The organism is Pseudomonas sp. Marseille-Q7302, assembly GCF_965111925.1.
On record NZ_CBCOPK010000001.1, the window covers coordinates 1258487 to 1276867 of the forward strand.

The following is an 18381-nucleotide window of genomic DNA, read 5'->3' on the forward strand; positions in this document are numbered from 1 at the left end:
GAACTGCAGGACCGCGACGAGTTTTTTTAGTTCGCGTCTGCCTTACAGCCGCGGCGTATAGCGCTCGACGGCTTCCGGCAGGGCCCAGCCGGCGGCGAAGGCGAAGATCAGCAGGATCAGCGGCAACAGCACCAGCCAGGTCCGGGTCGGGATCGGCTCCAGACGATTGCCGCCGGTCTTCTGCAGCAGGGCGAGACTCAAGCCGCAGAAGCCGCCGGCGAGCAGGGCGCCGGCGAGGACATCGGTGGGCCAGTGTACCCCCAGATAGACGCGGCTGAGGGCGATGAGCACGGCCGGTAGCGCAGCGATCACCAGCCAGGCGAGGCGCCCGCGTGGGCCGTAGCGGCGCCCGACCAGGATGCCGAGGGTCAGGAAGAAGGCGAAGGAGGCCGAGCTGTGGCCGCTGGGCAGACTGTAGGTGGTGAGCGGCTCGGCGAGCACGTCCGGCCGGGCGCGGGCCAGCAGATTCTTCAGCTGGCCATTGGCGAGGGCGGTACCCAGGGTGGTACCCACGGCGAACAGCAGCGGACGCCACTGGCGGAAGCCGGCCAGCACCAGGGTGAGCACTGCCGCGACGATCAGCTGGGTGCGAAAGTCGCCCATGCGGGTGACGACCACGGCGACCAGGTTGAGCCAGTTCTCGCGATGCGCCTGGACCAGCGCCATCAGGCCTTCGTCGAAGGCGCGCAGATGATGCCAGCCAAACAGCAGCGCCAGCAGGCCGGCCAGGCAGAGGGCGCCACTGAGCAGGGTGGTGCCGGCCCGCTCGCGCCAGGCGCCATGGGCGATGACGCTCGCCAGCAGGACGATCCCGCCCGCCACGACGCCCGCCTGATACCAGAACCCCTCGGGTAGCGGCAGGCGCAAGGCTGCCCCGGCTACCCAGCCTGGTCCCAGTGCGGCGATCGACCAGCCAGCCGCTGCCACCAGGCTGACGGCGGCGAACTTCACCAAGGGCATGTCGAGCATGCCGGCGATCAGCGGCAGCAGCGGGCGCAAGGGGCCGATGAAGCGGCCGACCAGCAGACTGGCCACGCCGTACCTGTGGATGAAGTCCTCCGCGCGGCTGATCCATTCGGGATGGGTGCGCAGGCCCGGCAGGCGGCGAATGCGCTCGTGGAAATGGCGGCCGAGGAAATACGACACGGCATCGCCGAGGATGCCACCCAGGAAGCCGAGCAGAAGGGTATCGAGGAGGTTCATGGCGCCGTTGCCGGCGGCGATGGAAATGGCGAACAGCACCACCGTGCCAGGCACCACCAGACCGGCCAGGGCCAGGCATTCGAGAAAGGCTACGACGAAGATGGCAACGCCGAGCCACTCATTGTGATGGGTGATCCACTGGGTGAGGCCGGCGAACAGTTCCGTCATCGAAAGGCTTCCTGGGGGCTAAGGGCTGCGTCCTCAGACCCGTAGGAAAAGCCTTTGGTTGCCTCAAGGACGCGGATCGAGACGTAACGCCTCGGGGCCCGGGGATTGTAGATCGCGCTCGGGAATTTCCCAGACCAATAACTGTGGCGGGGTTTGTCGGAAGGCGGGGCTGGCAAAGTAGTCCCGCGCCGCACCGGCGAAGTGGCCGCCGTCCTTGGCGAAGCGCCCGACGCTGGCGCCCAGGGCCTGCTCCAGGAAGGGCAGGAAGTTGGAGTTGCGCGAGAAGGAGGTACCGATCACCGCGACATTGGGCAGGTCGCCATCGCCGAAGAGGTCGTCGCTGGCACTGGCGGGCGCGCGGCTGTCGACCTGGGTCTGGCTTGGCTGCTCGGGGGTGGGTTGCAGGCGCGGAGGCAGCCAGTCCAGGCCGGCCAGGCGGACCAGGTCGCCGGGGCGGGTCGTTGGCGGCAGCGCCGTGCGGCTGAACTCCCGCGCCGGGGTGGCCTGGAAGGGCAAGGCCTGGAGGTAGGCAGCCAGGGCGCGGGCGGCGGCCTCGGCACCGGTTTCGTTCCAGTGGGTGTCGGTACGCAGGAAGGCATTACTGCCCAGGGGGGCGAGCACCGCAGTGAGGTCGAGCACCGGCACCCGCGCCGCGCTGAGCATCCGCGTCCAGTCGGCGATGCGACTGACGAAGGCGGCTGGCCGGCGCAGCCCGCAGAGCTGATCGGCGGCGATACGGCTCTTGTCCGGAACCACCGCGACCAGCAGCTGGATGTGCCGGGCGGCCAGCTGTTGCCGCAACTCGATCACCGTCTGGGCGCGGGCCCGGGCATTGGCGGCAGCCTGGCGCGGGACGTCGAGCTCCTCGGCGAGAAACAGCCAGTCGGGACAGCCCTGGCGTACCCGCGGACCGGTATCGCCAAGCAGCAACCAGCTGGCGCCCCGTTCCAGGCGGGCGGCGGCTTTCGGCAGCGGTGCCTTGGCCAGCTCCTTGGCGATGTGGTGGGTGATCTCACCTTCGAGCAGAGCATGCCGATCCACCTGCTCCGGCCAGAGCGAGAGCCGGTCGGTCAGCAGCGCCCAGGCGCAGGAGCCGAGGCCGACCGCCAGGAACAGGGCGAAGACGCCTCCGGCCAGGGGCGCCAGGCGCGTGCTGGCGGCACTGGGCGGCTGCGGGGCGGGCGAGGGCGGCAGGGCGGGAGCGCTCATGACGGCGGCCTCAGAACTGGAAATAGAGGAAGGGCACGGCTTCGCGGCTGGCGATCAGCGCAAAGCAGAGCAGGAAGCCGGCTATCGGCCAAAGGGCACCGACACCCCGCAGCAGGGCGCTGCCGGGCAGACGCGCCTCGATGCGCGCCTGCCACAGCGGGGCGAGGATGCAGGCCACCCCCAGGGCGGCGGCCAGGCCGTGCACGGGTCTCAGGGTCACGGCCAGGGCATCGCCCAGGGCGAAGCCGTGCAGGCCGAACTGGCCGGCGTACATGGACAGCGCCGTGGCGAAGTCCGGCGCGCGGAACAGTGTCCAGGCCAGGGCCACGAACAGCAGGGTCAGGCCATGGGCCAGGGCACGCGGCAGCGGGCGACCACCAAGTTCGTCCCAGAGTCGGTCCAGGCACAGCGCCAGGCCGTGCAGCATGCCCCAGAGCAGGTAGTTCCAGCTGTCGCCGCCATGCCAGAGGCCGGCGATGGCCATGGTCAGGAAGAGGTTGCGGTAGGTGCGCCAGCGGCCGCCGCGGTTGCCACCCAGGGAGATATAGAGGTAGTCGCGCAGCCAGCTGGACAGCGACAGGTGCCAGCGCCGCCAGAAGTCCTGGATGCTGCGGGCGAGATAGGGCCGGTTGAAGTTTTCCGGGAAGTGGAAGCCCAGCATCAGGCCCAGGCCGATGGCCATGGCGCTGTAGCCGGCGAAGTCGAAGAACAGTTGCAGCGAATAGGCCAGGCAGCCGATCCAGGCGTCGACGAAGGACGGCTGGTCGAGGTGGAAGGCCACGTCCACCAGCGGCGACAGGGTGTCGGCCACCAGGACCTTCATGCACAGGCCGATCATGAACCGGCGCGCGCCGAGGGCGAAATTCTCGCGATTGAACCAGCGCTGGTTGAGTTCGCGACGGACCCAGTCGTAGCGGATGATCGGCCCGGCGATGGAGTGGCCGAACATGGAGATGTAGGTGGCGTAGTTGACGAAGCTGCGCTCCACCGGCACCACGTGGCGATGGACATCTACCAGGTAGGAGATCGCCTGCAGCACGATGAAGGACAGTCCGGCCGGCAGGGCCACCTTCTGCCAGTCCAGTGGCAGGGCGCCGGTCGTCACCAGCACCTGACTCCAGGTGGCGGCGACGATGTTGGCGTACTTGTACCAGCAGAGCACCGCCAGGTTGATCACGATCAGCCCGGCAAGCAGCCGCAGCCGCGTCTTCGAGCCTTCGCGCGCGCGATCCACCAGCAACCCGCCGACCCAGGCCAGCAACGCCAGGGCCATGTGCAGCAGCAGGAACAGCGGGCTCAGCCAGCCGTAGAACAGCCAGCTGCCCACCAGCAGCACCCCGTTGCGCCCGCCGGGCCGCGCCAGGGCGTAGACCAGCAGGAACAGCGGCAGGAAGAGAGTGAGGAATTCCAGCGAGGCGAAGACCATCGAGGGGCTGTCCTTAGTGGGCGATAGCGTCCTGGGTGGCGAGCAGACGCGGACCCGCGGCGCCGGGGAGCAGCAGCACGCTATAGCGCTCGCCGGCCTTGAGTTCGCCCAGATCCAGTGGCGCGCCTTGCGGCTGACCGGCGCAGGTCAGTTGCACCTTGAGCGCCACGGCGTTGAGGCTGCGGCGCTGCAGGGTGCCGTCGGTGACGTCCTTGAAGATCTCGGCGTTGCGCCCCGCGGCCTGCAGCCCAGGTGCTGCGCACTGCGGATCCAGGCTGTAGAAGGCCAGGGAAGCCTTGAGGGCATTGAAATCGTCGGCTTGCTCGCGCACCAGGCGCTGCACCAGCGGCGTGCCGGGCAGGACCACCAGGGTGGCGAATTCACCGGCCGCCACGGTCAGCTCCAGCGGGGCCTTGGCCGCGCCCTGGACCAGTTCGCCCTTGATGGCCTTGGTCGCCGGCACCGTCAGGTAGTCGGAGACCGGCTTGGCGGCCTCCAGCTGCAGGCGCGCGGCGGAGCCGGAGGCCTGCAGCGCCAGGGGCTCGCTGCCGGCATTGACGAATCTCAGGAAGGCCGAGTCCTCGCTGGGTCCGGTGGGGTAGAGGGAGACTTCCGCCTGGGCGACTCCGGTCGCCAGCAGGCCGAGCAGCAGGGCCTTCACTGGACGGCTCCCTTGAGCTTGTCGGCGGGCAGCTTGTTCAGGGCGTCGACGATCGCCGAGCTCCAGGACTTGTAGCCCTGGCCGGTGAGGTGCTGGCCGTCGATGGTCGCCCACTGACCGGGCTTGGCGAAGCTCAGGGAGTCGATGTAGCTGCAGGGCGCGACGTTGTTGGCGAGGAAGCCGGACATCAGCTTGACCCGGTCGAAGGTCTTGCCGTACTTGCCGCCCTCGGTGCCCCAGGTCGGGCCGACCCAGGCGCAATGGGTCTTGGTCGCGGCGATGGCCTTGGTCAGGCTGGTGGTCTGCTGCCAGACCCAGGTCTTGGGAAAGCTGGGATTGGTGTAGCTGGCCATGGTGTCACCCATGACGATCAGCACCAGGTCGGGCTTGTCGGTGGCGATGAGTTCGTTGATCGGCTGGGTGGCGGCCTTGCCGCCGAGCACCACGGCCTTGTCGCCGTTACGCCGCTCGGCGCCGCCACAGGTGCCGGGGGTGACCTTGAGCCAGTCGCCGGCGTTGCTCCCGCAGATACCCAGGGTATGCACCTTGGCGCCTTGCTGTACCAGGCTGTCCTGCAGCGCGCCGATCAGGTAGTCGGGGGTGGCCAGGTGGCTGTCGCCGATCATGAGAATGGTAAGGCCGGTAAGGAGGCTGGCTGCCATGGGAGCTCCGTGAATCAGTTGTCGTAGGGGGAACGATAGGGACTGACCGGCAGGGCGAGTGCGCGGTCCTGGGGTTCCAGCGCATAGCGCAGATAGACGGCGCCATTGAGCTGTTGGAAATCGCGGCCGTTGTCGACGCCGAGGTTGCCGCCGACGAACAGCTGGCGCCCGAGCTGGTACTCGGTGGCGCCATGGAGGCTGTAGCCGAGACTGGTCTTGCTCTGGCCGTCATAGGCCGCCGGGGCGCCGAGCGCCTGGCTCGCCGCGGCCTGCAGCCGGGCGTCGGTCGGATAGAAATCGGCGCCGTCCTGCACGATGCGCTGCACGCCCACCGCGCCGCGCAGCTGCCAGGTCCAGCGGTCGGTGCGCTGCGACCAGGTCAGGGGCACGCCCAGGGCGTAGAAGCGCTGGGGGCTGAAGTAGCCGCCGTGGCCATAGGTGAAGAAGGCCTGGTTGTTGTCATAGGCGATGCCCGTGAGGGACAGACCCAGCGTCAGGCGGCTGTCTTCGCTGTTGATCAGATAGCGGTACAGCCCGGCACCCAGTTCGCCGCGGCTGTTGTCGGCGACATGATTGCCCAGCAGCCGGTACCAGGAGGCATAGGCATAGGCACCGAACTGGCTGTCGTCGTAGCCGAGCTGGCCGCGTACGCCATTGGCGGTCACGCCGCCCCATTGCTGGCCGGTACGGGCGTCCTCGCTGCCGGCGAAGGAGGTCAGGCTGTCGATCACCGCGCGGCGCGAGGCCGAGAGGGTATAGCGGCTGTTATCGGTCAGCGGCCGGTCCAGGCTCACCCCACCCACTGGCGTCGAATAGAGAAAGCCCAGTGGCGTGGTGCCGGCGTCGGCCTTGAGGCCGAGCTGCGGATCGCTGTAGGCCACCGCGAGGCCTACGCCGCTGTCGCTCTGGCTGCCCGGTGAACCCTCCGGCGCAGCCTGGGTGGCGGCCGGACCGCCCCCGAAGCGACTGCGGGCATCGCGGCCGACGCTACCGGCGTTCAGGCTGACCGGGGTCACCCGCACGGCCAGGCGCACGTCGCCCAGCGGGAAGTCGATCTCCAGTGGCGCTTCCACGTCGGTGAGCTTGCCGAGGCCGCGCTCGTTATCGTTGCTGCGCACGGTCAGGCCCTGGGTGATCCGCGCGCTGCGCGTCTGCAGCAGGTCGTCGAGGGCGCGTTCGGCGGCGCTGTCGCGCGGGGCCTCGGCTACGTCCGCTGGCGGGGCGGTCTTGGCCGCCGCCAGCAACTGGTCGGCGGTCGGCGGAATGGCCTGGCTGGCGAGCGTGGCGCTACCGCGTCGTGGACCGAAGGGATTGGCGGGTGCATCCGCCAGGGGGCGTGCGGTTTCGGCATCCCGGCGCTGCACGGCAACCACCTGACGCAGCAGCTCGGTGGCCCGGCCTTCCCGGCCCAGCTGGCGATAGAGGCGGGCGGCATCGGTCAGCACCGCCACGTCGTCGGCGCCCAGGGCGACAGCGCGATCCAGGGCGCGTTCGGCAAAGGCAGTGTCTCGTGCGCGCACGGCGGCATCGGCCGCGCCCAGTTGCAGGCGGGGATTGTCGGGCGCGCGGCGCAGCAGCGGTTCATAGAGCCGTAGCGCCTTGTCGGCGTCGCCATTGGCGAGGTAGAGCCGCGCCAGGGCGGTGTTGACCAGATCGTCGTCCGGGCGCTGGGCAAGGGCCGGCGCCAGGGTGTCGTAGGCGGTCACCAGATCGCCACGCTCGCGCAGCTGGTCGGCCTGACGCACCCGGTAGCGATAGAGCAGGTCTTCATAGCCCTGGCGCTGCGTGGCGCTCAGGCGCTGCCCCTGAAGGTCATGCAGCAGGGCGTTGACCTCGTCGTCGGCGCCACTGCGCAGCAGCACCTCGCCATATTTCAGGCGCAAGGCGGGATCGGGCGTGCGCTCGCGGGCCAGGACATCGCGCAGCAGGCGCAGACCGCGCTCGACGTCGCCTGCTTCGGCATAGGCCGCCGCCAGGCCGCCCAGGGCCGCGGCGCGTTCGCCGGCCTGCGGTTCCAGGGCCGCCAGCTGGCGACGCGCGGCCTGCTGGCGGCCGCGGCGGGCCAGGTCGCGGGCGGCGCTGACCTTGGCGTCGAAGTCGAGATCGGCGGCCAGGCCGTTCATGGCCGGGCTGCGCTGGGCCGACGGGATGCGACCGAGCAGCTCGCGCGCCGCCGCGGGATCGTTCTGCTCCAGGGCGAACAGGGCGCGGACATAGAGCGCCTCGGGGCGCTGGGGATCCTTGGCCAGGCCGCTGTCCAGGGTCTGGCGGGCGGCCTGGGCCTGGCCCTGACGCAGCTGCAGACGGGCCAGGGCAAGCAAGGTCCAGACATCGTCCGGATCGGCACGCCGGGCGTCTTCCAGGGCGCGCCGGGCGCCCTGGAGATCGCCACGGCCTTCGGCCAGTTTGGCTTCCTGCAGGGCCTGGGTGGCCTTGAGCCGATCCAGGTTGCCGAGCTTGGCACGCTCAGCTGGCGTCAGGGTGTCGAGCAGGCGCAGGGCCTCGGCGGGACGATCGCTTTCGGCGAGCAGGTCGATCAGGCCACGACGGGCTTCGAGATTGCGCGGATCCTGCTGCAGGATTCGCCGATAACCGGCCTCGGCGGCATCCAGTTGGCCGGTCTGGGCCTGCAGCCCGGCCAGGGCCAGCGGCGCCTCCGGACGCTTGGCATCCAGCCGCAGCGCCTGCTCCACCCGGGTGCGGGCGGTAGTGAAGTCGTTGGCTTGCTGGGCCTTGCGAGCCTGGGCGAGCAGGGCCCAGTAGCGCACCTCCGCCAAGGGCGCCTGCCAGCGCGCACCGCCCGGTTGGCGGCTGGCGCGGCTCAAGAGATCCTCGGCGTCGCTGAAGCGCTCCTGGCGCTGGCGGACGATACCCAGTCCGCCCAGGGCGTTGGCATCGTTAAGGGCCGTCTTGAGGCGTGCCTGGAAGGCGCTTTCGGCCTCGCCCAGCTCATTGCGGCGCAAGGCTTCGATGCCGCGCGCCAGTTGCGGATCAAGGCCACCGCTACGGCTCAGGGCACGGCCCTTGTCCAGCTGGGCGCGCAACTCGGCGTCATCCGGATGCTGGCGCAGGTAGGCCTCGAACAGCGGTGCCTCGGCCGGACCGGGCGGACCGCTCCAGACCAGCGCCTGACGCCAGTATTCGGCGGCCTCGCCACCGATGTCCTTGCGCGAACTGAGGTCGGCCAGGGCCTGGATGCCGCGACTGCGACTGGCCGGGAAGCGCGCCAGGTGCTTGGCCTGGATCAGCATCAATGCCGGATCCTGGGGCCGCAGCTTGCGCAGGCGTTCGATACCCGGACCGGCTTCCTGCCAGCCATTGGGGGTATAGGCGAGGATGTCGTAGTACTCCCGCGCCAGATCGCCCTGGGGCGGCCGACCGGCGAACAGCTGGCGATAGAGCGCCAGTGCCTGTGCGGGCTTGTCTTCGCTGACGAGCTGGCGGGCATCCACCAGGCGCTGGGGGTTGTCGCCACTGGCCAGGGCGATGTCCTGTTCCAGTTGCAAGGCCTGCTGGGGCAGGGGTTTGAGCGCCTGCAGGCGACGCAGGTAGGCCTGGGCCGCTGGCAGGCGCGCAGCCTGTACCTCGATCAGCCCCAGGCCGTACAGCGCCTCGGGCTGCTGCGCATCCAGTTCGAGCAGCTTGTTCCAGGTCTCCTGGGCACGAGGCGCGTTCTTGCGCGCCTGCCAGAAATGCCCCTGCTCGATGAGCAGGTCTTCGGGCGTGCTGGCCGCCAGGGCCAGCGGCGGCGTCAGGAGACCGGTCAGCAGGGTGGCCAGCAGCGGTGCACGGATCATGGTCTAGCGCTCCAGTCGCTGGCGAGCGCGGGCGCGCAACGCCGTGTAGACCAGGCCGGCGAGCAGGGCGACGCCCATGGCGCTCAGCAGCAGCATCAGCAGCGGGTGGCGAGCCAGTTGCCAGCGTGCGTAGAGCAGTGGCCCCAGGCTGCCGACATGATAGGTCTCATCGGCCACCAGGCTCTCCACCTGCTCGCCACGCACCGTGGCCAGGCTGCCCTGCAGTGCCTGGGCATAGTCTTCCCGGGTGGTGAGGGCGCGGCTGATGTCGGCCAGACCTTCAGGGCGGGCGGCGACCAGGGCCACCACGCTGCGGCCGCTCCTGAGCGGTGACTCGAAACCCGCCACATAGGCGCCGGCGGTGCCACCGCTGGTGCTCAGCGCCGCGCGACTGCGCTGCAGGCTGGCCTCGTTGTCGGAGCTGAACCACTGCCGCACCCGGAACGCCAGGTCCGAGACCTCGAAGCGCTGGGTGTTGCCGGCGAAGCCGACCGGGAGATGGGTCGCCCAACGTTGCAGCAGTGGCTGGTCGGCGCTGCCGGCGATCAGCAGCAGGTCCTTGTCGGCGAGCCCCTCGACCTCACTGGCGCGGGCCACGGTGACCGCCGTGGCGGGATAGCCGGTGGAACTGCCGAAGCGGCCGAGCACGTTCAGGTAGGTGTCGATTTCCGCCGCGCTGGGGGTGTCGGGCAGGATCACCGCGGTTTCGCTCAGATCGGCCAGGCGGGTGAAGGGAAAGCCGCTGTCCTTGAACACGCCCAGGTTGGGCAGGGCGATGAAGTGCCGATAGCCGGACAGGTCCAGGGTGGAATCCGGTTCCAGGGTGCCGCGCATGTTGTCGATGATGACGTCGCGGCATTCACCCTGCTTGAGATAGTCGTACATGAAGCGGAATTGCAGGCGCGCCTGCAGGGCTTCGCCATCCAGCGGCAACCGCACCTCGGCGTCGCGGGGCAACTCCTCGTCCTTGATCAGACCCAGCAGGCCCTGGCTCAGGTGCTCCTGGGACGGCAGGGGAATGGACTGCACGAAACGGTCGTTGAAGCTCACCAGCAGCGAGGAATTGGTCGCTACCGGCTGAGGGGTGTAGCGGTATCTGAGGTGCAGCGGCAGGCCCTGGTTGCGCCAGAGGAACAGGTCCGGCGGCAGCCTCACCGGCACGGACACGGTACCCGGAGCGTAGCCGGAGACGGCGAGCTCCTTGGGCGTCGCCAGCTCGCCCAGGCGCACCGGACGATCGCTGGGCAGCCAGTTTGGGGCATCGTAGGGCTTGCGCGGCTGCAGCATCTGCAGGGTGTCGATGGTCATGCTCTGGCCGGCGAGGGTCTGATGACCGAGCGCCACGGCGGCGGCCGCGCGTTTGAGTTCGTTGGCATCGCGTCCCGAGATGACCAGCAGCTGGCCCTGGGGATCGAAGGGATTGACCAGGATATCGACCCGCGCCGCCGCCGGTGCCGGCAGGCTCAGGCCCAGGGTCTTGGCGCGTTCCTCGCTGGTGACCAGCACCACGGCATTGCCCTTGGCTGGCAGGGCGGTCTGGCTGCTGGGAAAGCGCGCGCCGCGATAGCTGGCCAGGGCACTGAACCAGGACGACAGGGTACCGGCGGCTTCCAGGGTGCCATTGTCGGCCGCGCCGGCGATGACGAAGGGCAGCTCCAGCTGGCGGGCATCGCGGCGATCGAAGAACGGCTGCGGCAGGCGTGCTAGGTCCGGTGCCAGGTCTAGATGGCTGACCTGGATATCCAGGCGGCTGCCGTTGCTCACCTTGGCCCAGAGACTGGAATGCAGCGGATCTTCGCACTGCATGGTGTAGTGGCCGATCAGCTGGATGCTCAGCCGATTGAATTCGGTGATCAGTCGCGGCGGGATGTCCACCACCCGGGTCTGGGGCGTGCCGGCGGTTTCCTTGGGCAAGGGAATGCTGGCCGCGACCTCGTCGTTGACCAGCACATTGAGCTGGGACAACTCCGGCAACAGCGCCGGGGAATAGGTGTAGTTCAGCGTCACCTTGGCGGCGCTGACGATCTCGTCGGCGCGGACGTCGAAGCTGACCCCGTCGCGGCTGTCGATGCCGCGCAGGTTGAAGGGATAGACCGCGCCGAGCTGCTTGAAGCTGTTGTCGTAGCCGGTGCCGGCCACCGCTACCGGGGCGGCAGTCTGGGCCAGGGCAAGGGTGGGCGCGCCGGCCAGGGCGACAAGCAGGAGCGGGGCGAAGCGGAGCGACACGGTCATGGGCGATCCAGGGGAGCGGTAGAAGGGGGTGTCTTGCGCCAGGAACGGCTGCTCACCCGCCAGAGGTTGCGGTTGAGGTCGGCGACGCCGCGCAGGCCGATCAGGCTGACCTCGCGTAGCGAGCCCAGCAGGGAATCCGGACGGTGATTGCCCCAGGCCTCGGCCCAGAGGTCGGCCCGGGAAAAGGTCATGCGTACCAGTTCGCGCTGTTCGGTGACGCTGAGGTCGCCGAAGCGAGTGCCCACGGCACCGGCGCGGCTGAAGGCCACGGTGGCGGGAAAGCGTCGGCTGCGGCCATTGCGACTGAGCTCGACCTGGACCGCACAGCCCTCGGGCAGCTGGACACCCTCGGGCAGCTTCAGCCCCAGGCCGCTCTGGGAAAAGTCCAGGGTGCTGCAGTCCAGGCGGCTGCCATCGGCGAGGATGAGTCCGGCCGGCAACGTGGCGGCCACGCGGGGTTCGGCGCGCACCTGACGCGTCTCGCTCGCCACGGCCACCGCGGCACTGGCGATCACCAGGTTGTAGAGGGTCCAGGCCAGGTTGATGGCAACGGTGGTCATTGCCTCGGGATCACCCAGGAACAGCCGGCCAATGCCCACCCCCAGGCCGAGCAGATTGAGCGCCAGCAGCGCGATGTAGGGGCGCGCCAGCTCCCAGTCGAAGTAATCGCGGGCGATAATGCCGCCCTTGTCGGTCACGTTGAACTTGCCCAGCCGCGGATTGATCAGCGCCAGCAGCGTGGGCCGCAGGATGTACCAGGCCAGCACCGTCTCGTAGACCTCGTTCCAGAAGGAATGGCGGAATTCGCCCTGGATCCGCGAGTTGGTCAGGTTCGAGTGCAGTACGTGGGGCAGCACGTAGCAGGTGATCAGCAACGCCGAGGCGTGGAAGATCTGCGCACTGAACAGCAGATAGGCCAGGGGCGCGGTAAGGAACACCAGGCGTGGCAGGCCATAGAAGAAGTGCAGCATGGCGTTGAGGTAGCAGAGCCGCTGCCCGAGGGCGAGGCCCTTGCCCAGCAGCGGATTGTCAGTACGAAAGATCTGCGCCATGCCGCGGGCCCAGCGGATGCGCTGGGCGATGTGCCGCGACAGACTCTCGGTAGCGAGACCGGCGGCCTGGGGAATACCCAGGTAGGCGGTGTTGTAACCGAGCCGATTGAGCTTGAGCGCGGTGTGGGCGTCCTCGGTCACCGTCTCGGTGGCCACCCCGCCGACCTCCTCGAGCATCGAGCGGCGAATCACCGCGCAGGAGCCGCAGAAGAACGTGGCGTTCCACAGGTCGTTGCCGTCCTGCACCAGGCCGTAGAACAGTTCGCCTTCGTTGGGCACGGTGCGAAAGGTCTTGAGGTTCTTCTCGAAGGGGTCGGGGGAAAAGAAGAAGTGCGGCGTCTGCAGCATGGCCAGCTTGGGGTCCCTGAGGAACCAGCCCAGGCAGACCTGCAGGAAGGAGCGCGTCGGTACGTGATCGGCATCGAAGATGGCGACGTACTCGCCATCGGTCACCTTGAGCGCTTCGTTGAGGTTGCCGGCCTTGGCGTGCTCGTTGTTTTCCCGCACCAGATAGGAGACTCCCGCCGTGGCGCAGAAGAGGCGAAAGTCCTCGCGCCGGCCGTCGTCGAGCACGTGGACCCTGAGCTTGTCGCGCGGCCAGTCGATGGCCTGGGCAGCCAGGATCGACAGCTTCACGATGCTCAGGGCTTCGTTGTAGGTGGGGATGAAGACGTCCACGGTTGGCCAGGTGAGCGGATCCTCCGGCAGCGGGACCGGCGTGCGGCGCAGCGGCCAGATGGTTTGCAGATAGCCGAACACCAGCACGGCCAGGGCATAGAGTTCGGCAGCCACCAGGCCATAGCCGAGCAGCATCTCCAGCGGCGTCTCGAAACCGAGGGTGCTGGTCAGGCGCCAGTAGAGGTAGCGCAATGAGGCCAGCAGCGACAGCGTGACCAGCATGATCACCGGCAATCGTCCGGGGAGCCGGCGCAGCAATAGCGCCGCGAGGAAGCAGCCGCCAGCGAACAGCGCCTGCTCTTCCAGGGCCAGGGGCACACTCACCAGCAGGGCGCCCAGCAGCGCCGCCGTGATCCAGGCGATCAGCTGCAGCCAGAGCGGCGCCGAGAACGTCGAGTGGGTTGCCGGCGCGCGACGCTGCCGTTGGCGCTGGTGAATCTGTTCCAGGTGGTCGAGAAAGCTCATGCCTAGGAACGCGCGTAGTGCTGGACGGCCAGGCGGATGTCGCCAAGCAGTTCGTGGCCCAGCCCGGCGAGACAGCTCGACCAGGCGTCCTTGACCGTTGCCAGGCCCTGACCCAGGGCCTGGGCCTGCTCCAGGTCAGGGCTCTCGGGCAGCACGCCCAGCAGCCGCTCACCCCAGGACTGGGCGACGATGGCGGCGATGTCCTGGCTCAACGGGCGCGCGGGATCGACCCGGTTGAGCAGGTGCAGCGGACTCGCCTGGCCAGCACCGTGCTGCCATTGCCGTTCGAGCCGGGGCAGGCTGGCATAGCCGGCGGCATCCGCGGTCGTCACCCCCAGTACCTGGGTGGCCAGGGCCAGCGCCTGACGACTCAGGGGGGTGGCGCCCGTGGGGCAGTCGAGGATCACCAGGGTATCGGCGGAGACGCTCAGCGCCTGCAGGCGCCGCGCCAGCCACAGGGGATCGCTCGCCAGGGTCCGTTCCAGCGCGCGCAGCTCGATGTCATCGGGGGCGCCGAAGGGGACCAGCCGCAGCCGTTCATCCACCGCCAGGCACAGCGATAGCGGCGCGCTGACCGAGCCCGTGGTGGAGGAGGCTTCCGGCAGCAGCAGCGACGACAGCACGTTCTGGGTGTCCAGCTCCACCAGCAGAACCTGCTGGCCGTCGCGACTCAGCGCCTGGGCCAGGCCTGCGGCGATGACCGTCTTGCCAGTTCCGCCCCGCGCCGACATCAACGCCAGGACTGGACCGGCCAGCGGTGGCGGCGTCCGGCTCAGGGCCTGGTCCAGCGCAGCGACCGCCTGGCTGGCCTGGCGGCTGCTGTGCAGTTGCGCCAATTCCTGCGCCAGCGGGGGCAGCGTGCTGGGTTCGGCTTCTGCCAGGGGCGCCGGAGCCGCAAGGGTCTCCTCGACCGGTGTACTTGGTTCCGGCTGCCGCGCTGGGGCTACCAGCGACGTCTCGGCGTGATGCTCGATGTCCGGCGCCTCGAATTCGTGGTAACGCTGCGGATCTCCACCGAAGGAGCGGAACAGATTGGCGACATCCAGAGAGCGGCCCATGGCGAATCCCGTTGGGTCGAAGGAAAGGTTTCAGGTTGTTGGCGTCAATTTAATGGCCAAAGGCCACTAGGCGACAAATTTTGTGAATACTGTCACGGCCACTCCGTGACGCACCAACAAAATTTTCTTGTTCGGATACTGCAACGGGACGACCGGATCAGCGACCGATGCGGTGGTCTGTTGCGCTCATGTTTGGATGAGGCGCAGAGGTCGTCAACGGCAGGTGGCAAGCCATGCGGACGAAAGGTTGCGGCTGGGGACGGGGCGGTCGAAGTGGCGACGAGCGTGAGGATGAACGGTCGTTTGCAGAGGGTTCGATCAGCGAGAAAAAGGCCCGCATGCGCGGGCCTTTTTCCTCATTCCTCGTTACGTGACCGGTAGGGCTGCGGACGCGAGAGTTGCGGCCGGCCTTCCTGTTCCTCGAAGAAGTAGCGCAGATAGAGGTTGCCGTTGACGTCGCGCTCGTCCTGGGCGTTGTCCAGGCCCAGGCGACCGCCCAGGGCGAACTGCCCGCTGAGGCGGTATTCGCCGTTGGCTGAAAGGCTGTAGGCCACGCCGGTCTTGCTCTTGCTGCCATACTGGCCTTCGCCAGCGGCTTCAGCGGCAGCCTGCAGGGCGGCATCGTCGGGATAGCGATCCGCAGCGTCCTGGCGGATGGTCTGCACGCCCAGCATGCCCTGCACCTGGTAGGCCCAGAGGTCGCCGCGCTGCGCCCAGACCAGGGGCACGCCGATGGCGAAGTAGCGCTGCGGGCTGAAGTAGCCGCCATGGCCGTAGGTCAGGTGGTTCTGGTTGTTGTCGTAGCCGATCGCCGTGGCGGAGAGGCCGACGGTGAAGAGGCTGTCCGGTCCGTTGCGCAGGTAGTAGTAGACGCCCGTGCCGATCTCGAAGCGGTCGTTGTTCTTGACGTCATGGCCGGTCAGGCGATGGGCCGCGCCGTAGATGTAGGAACCGTAGCGCCCGTCATCGTAGCGCAGGCGAGCCAGGCCGCCATTGGCGGTGACGCCACCCCATTCCTGGCCGGTGCGCGGATCGCGGATGCCGCCGTAGGAGGCCAGGGAGTCGGTCACCGAGCGACGCGACACGCTCAGGGCATAGAGCAGGTTCTCGCTCAGGCTGCTCAGCGGCCGCTCCAGGGTCGCGCCACCCACGACGGTGCTGTATCTCAGACCCACCGGCGAAACGCCGATGTCGCCCTTGAGGCCGCGCCCGGCGTCTTCCACGGCAATGGACGCCGCCACGCCGTTTTCCTTCTGGCTGCCGTCACTGCTGCTGTCGTTGATCCGCGTCGGGGTGACGCGTACCGCCATGCGCTGGTCGCCGGCCGGAAAGGAGATCTCCAGGGGGGCGCTGATGGTGGTCTGGCGCGAGCTGCCACTGGGGTCGTAGCTGCGCACGTTCAGGCCCTGGGTGATGCGGATGCTGCGCTCACGCTGCAGCTGGCCAAGGATCTGCTCGGTGGCCAGGCTGCTCGACAGGCTGCTGGTGGGCACCACGGACAGGTCGTTGAAGGGGTTGTTGGCCGCCTTCTGTGCCTGCAGCGGATCGCTCCAGGCGTAGTCGGCACTGCCACCGCTGCCGCCCACGGCGGCAGGAACGGCCGCCAGGGCGTCATCGCTGCGACTCTGGCCGGGCAGGGTGGCGAAGGGGTTGTCGCTGGCACCGGCAGCGCGGGCCGCGGATTCGCGATCCTTGCGCTCCACCTGGACCACCTGCTCCAGCAGGCTGGTGGCGGTACCGGCCATGCCGATGTCGTGATAGAGCAGGGCGGCACGGCGTAGCACCTGGGGATCGCTCTGACCCAACTTGACCGCCTGGTCCAGATATTGGCGCGCGGTGACGCTGTCCTGGGACTTGGCGGCGATCTCGGCCGCGCCCAGATAGAGTTCGGCGTCCTTGGGCTGGTCGCTGAGCACGTCGCGATAGAGCTGGCGGGCCTTCTGGGTGTCGCCACTGGCCAGGTACATGCGCGCCAGGGCAGCCTGGGCGGCCTTGTCGTCGGGACGGGCCTTGAGCGCCGGCGCCAGGGTGTCGTAGGCCGCGGCCAGCTTGCCCTGATCGGTGAGGCGGTCGGCCTGGCGAATGCGATAGCGCGCGAGGAGGTCGTCGTACTGCTGCTTCTCGCCGCTGTCGAGCACCACGCCTTGCAGGTCGCGCAGGACATTGCCCACGGTCTGGTCCTGATTCATCTGCAACTGGATGCTGGCGTAGTGCAGCTGCATGCCAGGCGCCGGCCGGGTATCGCCGGAGATCAGCGGCTTGAGCAATTCCAGGCCGTGCTCGGGATCGCCCGCGGTAGCAAAGGCCTCGGCCAGATCGCCGATCAGATCCGGGTTACGCCCGGCGCGGGTCTCCAGGCGCTGCATCAGGCTGCGCGCTTCTTCGCGGCGCCCCTGCTTGGCCAGGGCCACGGTCTCGGCCAGTTGTTCGTTGAAGGTGATGCGCGCGGCCAGGGCGTTCATGTCCGGGGAACGCTGCGCCTGGGGGATGCGCATCAGGGTCTGCATGGCACGCGGGTATTCGCCCAGTTCGTTGGACAGCAGGGCGCTGGCATAGAGCACCTCGGGACGCTGGGCGCCATCCTTGACCAGGCTGTCGACCAGGTCACGGGCGGCGCGTGGCCGGCCCTGGCGGACCTCCAGGCGGGCCTGGGCCAGGCGCAGCCAGGGATCCTCCGGAGCCTCCTTGCGGGCCTGTTCGAGCAGCCGCGAGGCGCCCTGCAGATCGCCCCGCGCCTCGGCGGCTTCGGCTTCCTGCATGGCCTGGCCGGCGCGCAGGCGATCCAGGCCCTTGATCGGGCTCTTGGCGCTCGGCTGCAGACTCTTGGTCAGTTGCAGGGCTTCTTCGGTACGGCCCAGCTCGTTGAGTGCGGCGATGCGCCCGTAGTAGGCGTCGACGTTGGCCGGCTCACGCATCAGCACCTGGCGGTAGGTGGCCTCGGCCAGCTCCCATTGGCGCTTCTGGCTCTGGATGCCGGCCAGGAACAGTTGCGCCTCGACGGCTTCGGGGCGCAGGCGAATGGCTTCGACGCTGAGATCCCGTGCCTGATCCAGCTCGCGCTTGTTCTCGGCCGCGTGGGCACGTTCCAGCAGATGGTGATAGCGCGCCTCGTCCAGCGCCGGCTGCCAGGTCTTGCCGCCTTTCTGCACGGCCTGGGTCAGCAACTGCTCGGCATCGGTATAGCGCTGCTGCGCCAGACGGGCACTGCCCAGCTTACCGAGGGCATCCGGATCCTGAGGCGTCTTCTTGAGCTGGGCTTCCAGCGCCTGGACGACAGCCGCGGTCGGTGCGGCATCGGCAGTGGCGGCCCAGGTCGCATCGGCATGGATCAACAGGGCGAGCAGGCCGAGGGGCAAGGTAAGGTGCTTGGGCATGGTTCTTTCCGTGAAGGCTGGTAGGCATCGCTGCAGCACCCAGTCGCGGCTGGCGCAGAGCTGGAACGGATTCGGCTATCGGGTTCTGTACGAAAAGGGCTGCGCTCGGTGATGCTTGGTCGAAAAACGCCTCGGAATGCTCATTTACCACGCGTAAATTTCGCTTCCTCGACGCTTTTCCCTTCGCCTGACCTTCGCTCGACGACTTTTCGTCCAGAACCTAGGGAATAGCTGAACGCAAGCTGAACGGCAAATATAGCGGCGGATGATTCCCGACAGGCCGTGGCGAGTCAACCAAATCGAGCAACCGGATGCCATCGCCAGGCCCCTCGGCGCTGGCCGCGCCAGGCCTGGCGACGCTATACTCTGCGGCTTTCCTACCGTCTTTCGCAGGCC

The 18381-nt window shown here is 68.5% G+C and carries 10 protein-coding genes; all 10 read right to left on the reverse strand.

Annotation, left to right across the window (positions count from 1 at the left end; all coding sequences use genetic code 11):
- Nucleotides 1–42 precede the first annotated feature (42 nt).
- Nucleotides 43–1371 (reverse strand): phosphatase PAP2 family protein, encoded by a 1329-nt coding sequence (locus ACWPW1_RS05885; protein WP_434775945.1) that lies wholly within the window; start codon nucleotides 1369–1371, stop codon nucleotides 43–45.
- Between the two features lie 63 nt (nucleotides 1372–1434).
- A complete protein-coding gene (locus ACWPW1_RS05890) occupies nucleotides 1435–2580 on the reverse strand; it encodes an alginate O-acetyltransferase AlgX-related protein (RefSeq protein WP_454252547.1) in 1146 nt (381 codons plus the stop codon).
- A 10-nt stretch (nucleotides 2581–2590) separates the two neighbouring features.
- Nucleotides 2591–4006 (reverse strand): MBOAT family O-acyltransferase, encoded by a 1416-nt coding sequence (locus tag ACWPW1_RS05895; protein WP_454252548.1) that lies wholly within the window; start codon nucleotides 4004–4006, stop codon nucleotides 2591–2593.
- 13 nt (nucleotides 4007–4019) lie between these two features.
- Entirely contained in the window at nucleotides 4020–4667 is a 648-nt protein-coding gene (locus tag ACWPW1_RS05900; RefSeq protein ID WP_271654099.1) for an alginate O-acetyltransferase AlgF, read from the reverse strand.
- A complete protein-coding gene (locus tag ACWPW1_RS05905) occupies nucleotides 4664–5329 on the reverse strand; it encodes an SGNH/GDSL hydrolase family protein (RefSeq protein ID WP_454252549.1) in 666 nt (221 codons plus the stop codon). The genes ACWPW1_RS05900 and ACWPW1_RS05905 overlap by 4 nt, the downstream gene beginning before the upstream one ends.
- A 14-nt stretch (nucleotides 5330–5343) precedes the next feature.
- Nucleotides 5344–9126 carry a cellulose synthase subunit BcsC-related outer membrane protein gene (locus ACWPW1_RS05910; RefSeq protein WP_454252550.1) on the reverse strand — a complete coding sequence of 1261 codons (3783 nt, stop codon included), beginning with the start codon at nucleotides 9124–9126 and terminating at the stop codon, nucleotides 5344–5346.
- Between the two features lie 3 nt (nucleotides 9127–9129).
- Nucleotides 9130–11358 (reverse strand): cellulose biosynthesis cyclic di-GMP-binding regulatory protein BcsB, encoded by a 2229-nt coding sequence (gene bcsB / locus ACWPW1_RS05915; protein ID WP_454252551.1) that lies wholly within the window; start codon nucleotides 11356–11358, stop codon nucleotides 9130–9132.
- Nucleotides 11355–13553: a UDP-forming cellulose synthase catalytic subunit gene (gene bcsA / locus ACWPW1_RS05920; RefSeq protein ID WP_454252552.1), complete on the reverse strand. Its 2199-nt coding sequence runs from the start codon at nucleotides 13551–13553 to the stop codon at nucleotides 11355–11357. Before bcsA ends, bcsB begins: the two co-directional genes overlap by 4 nt.
- Before the next feature lie 2 nt (nucleotides 13554–13555).
- Entirely contained in the window at nucleotides 13556–14611 is a 1056-nt protein-coding gene (locus ACWPW1_RS05925; RefSeq protein WP_454252553.1) for a cellulose synthase operon protein YhjQ/BcsQ, read from the reverse strand.
- Between the two features lie 356 nt (nucleotides 14612–14967).
- Nucleotides 14968–17985, reverse strand: a complete 3018-nt coding sequence (locus tag ACWPW1_RS05930; protein ID WP_454252554.1) for a cellulose synthase subunit BcsC-related outer membrane protein — start codon at nucleotides 17983–17985, stop codon at nucleotides 14968–14970.
- Nucleotides 17986–18381 lie beyond the last annotated feature (396 nt).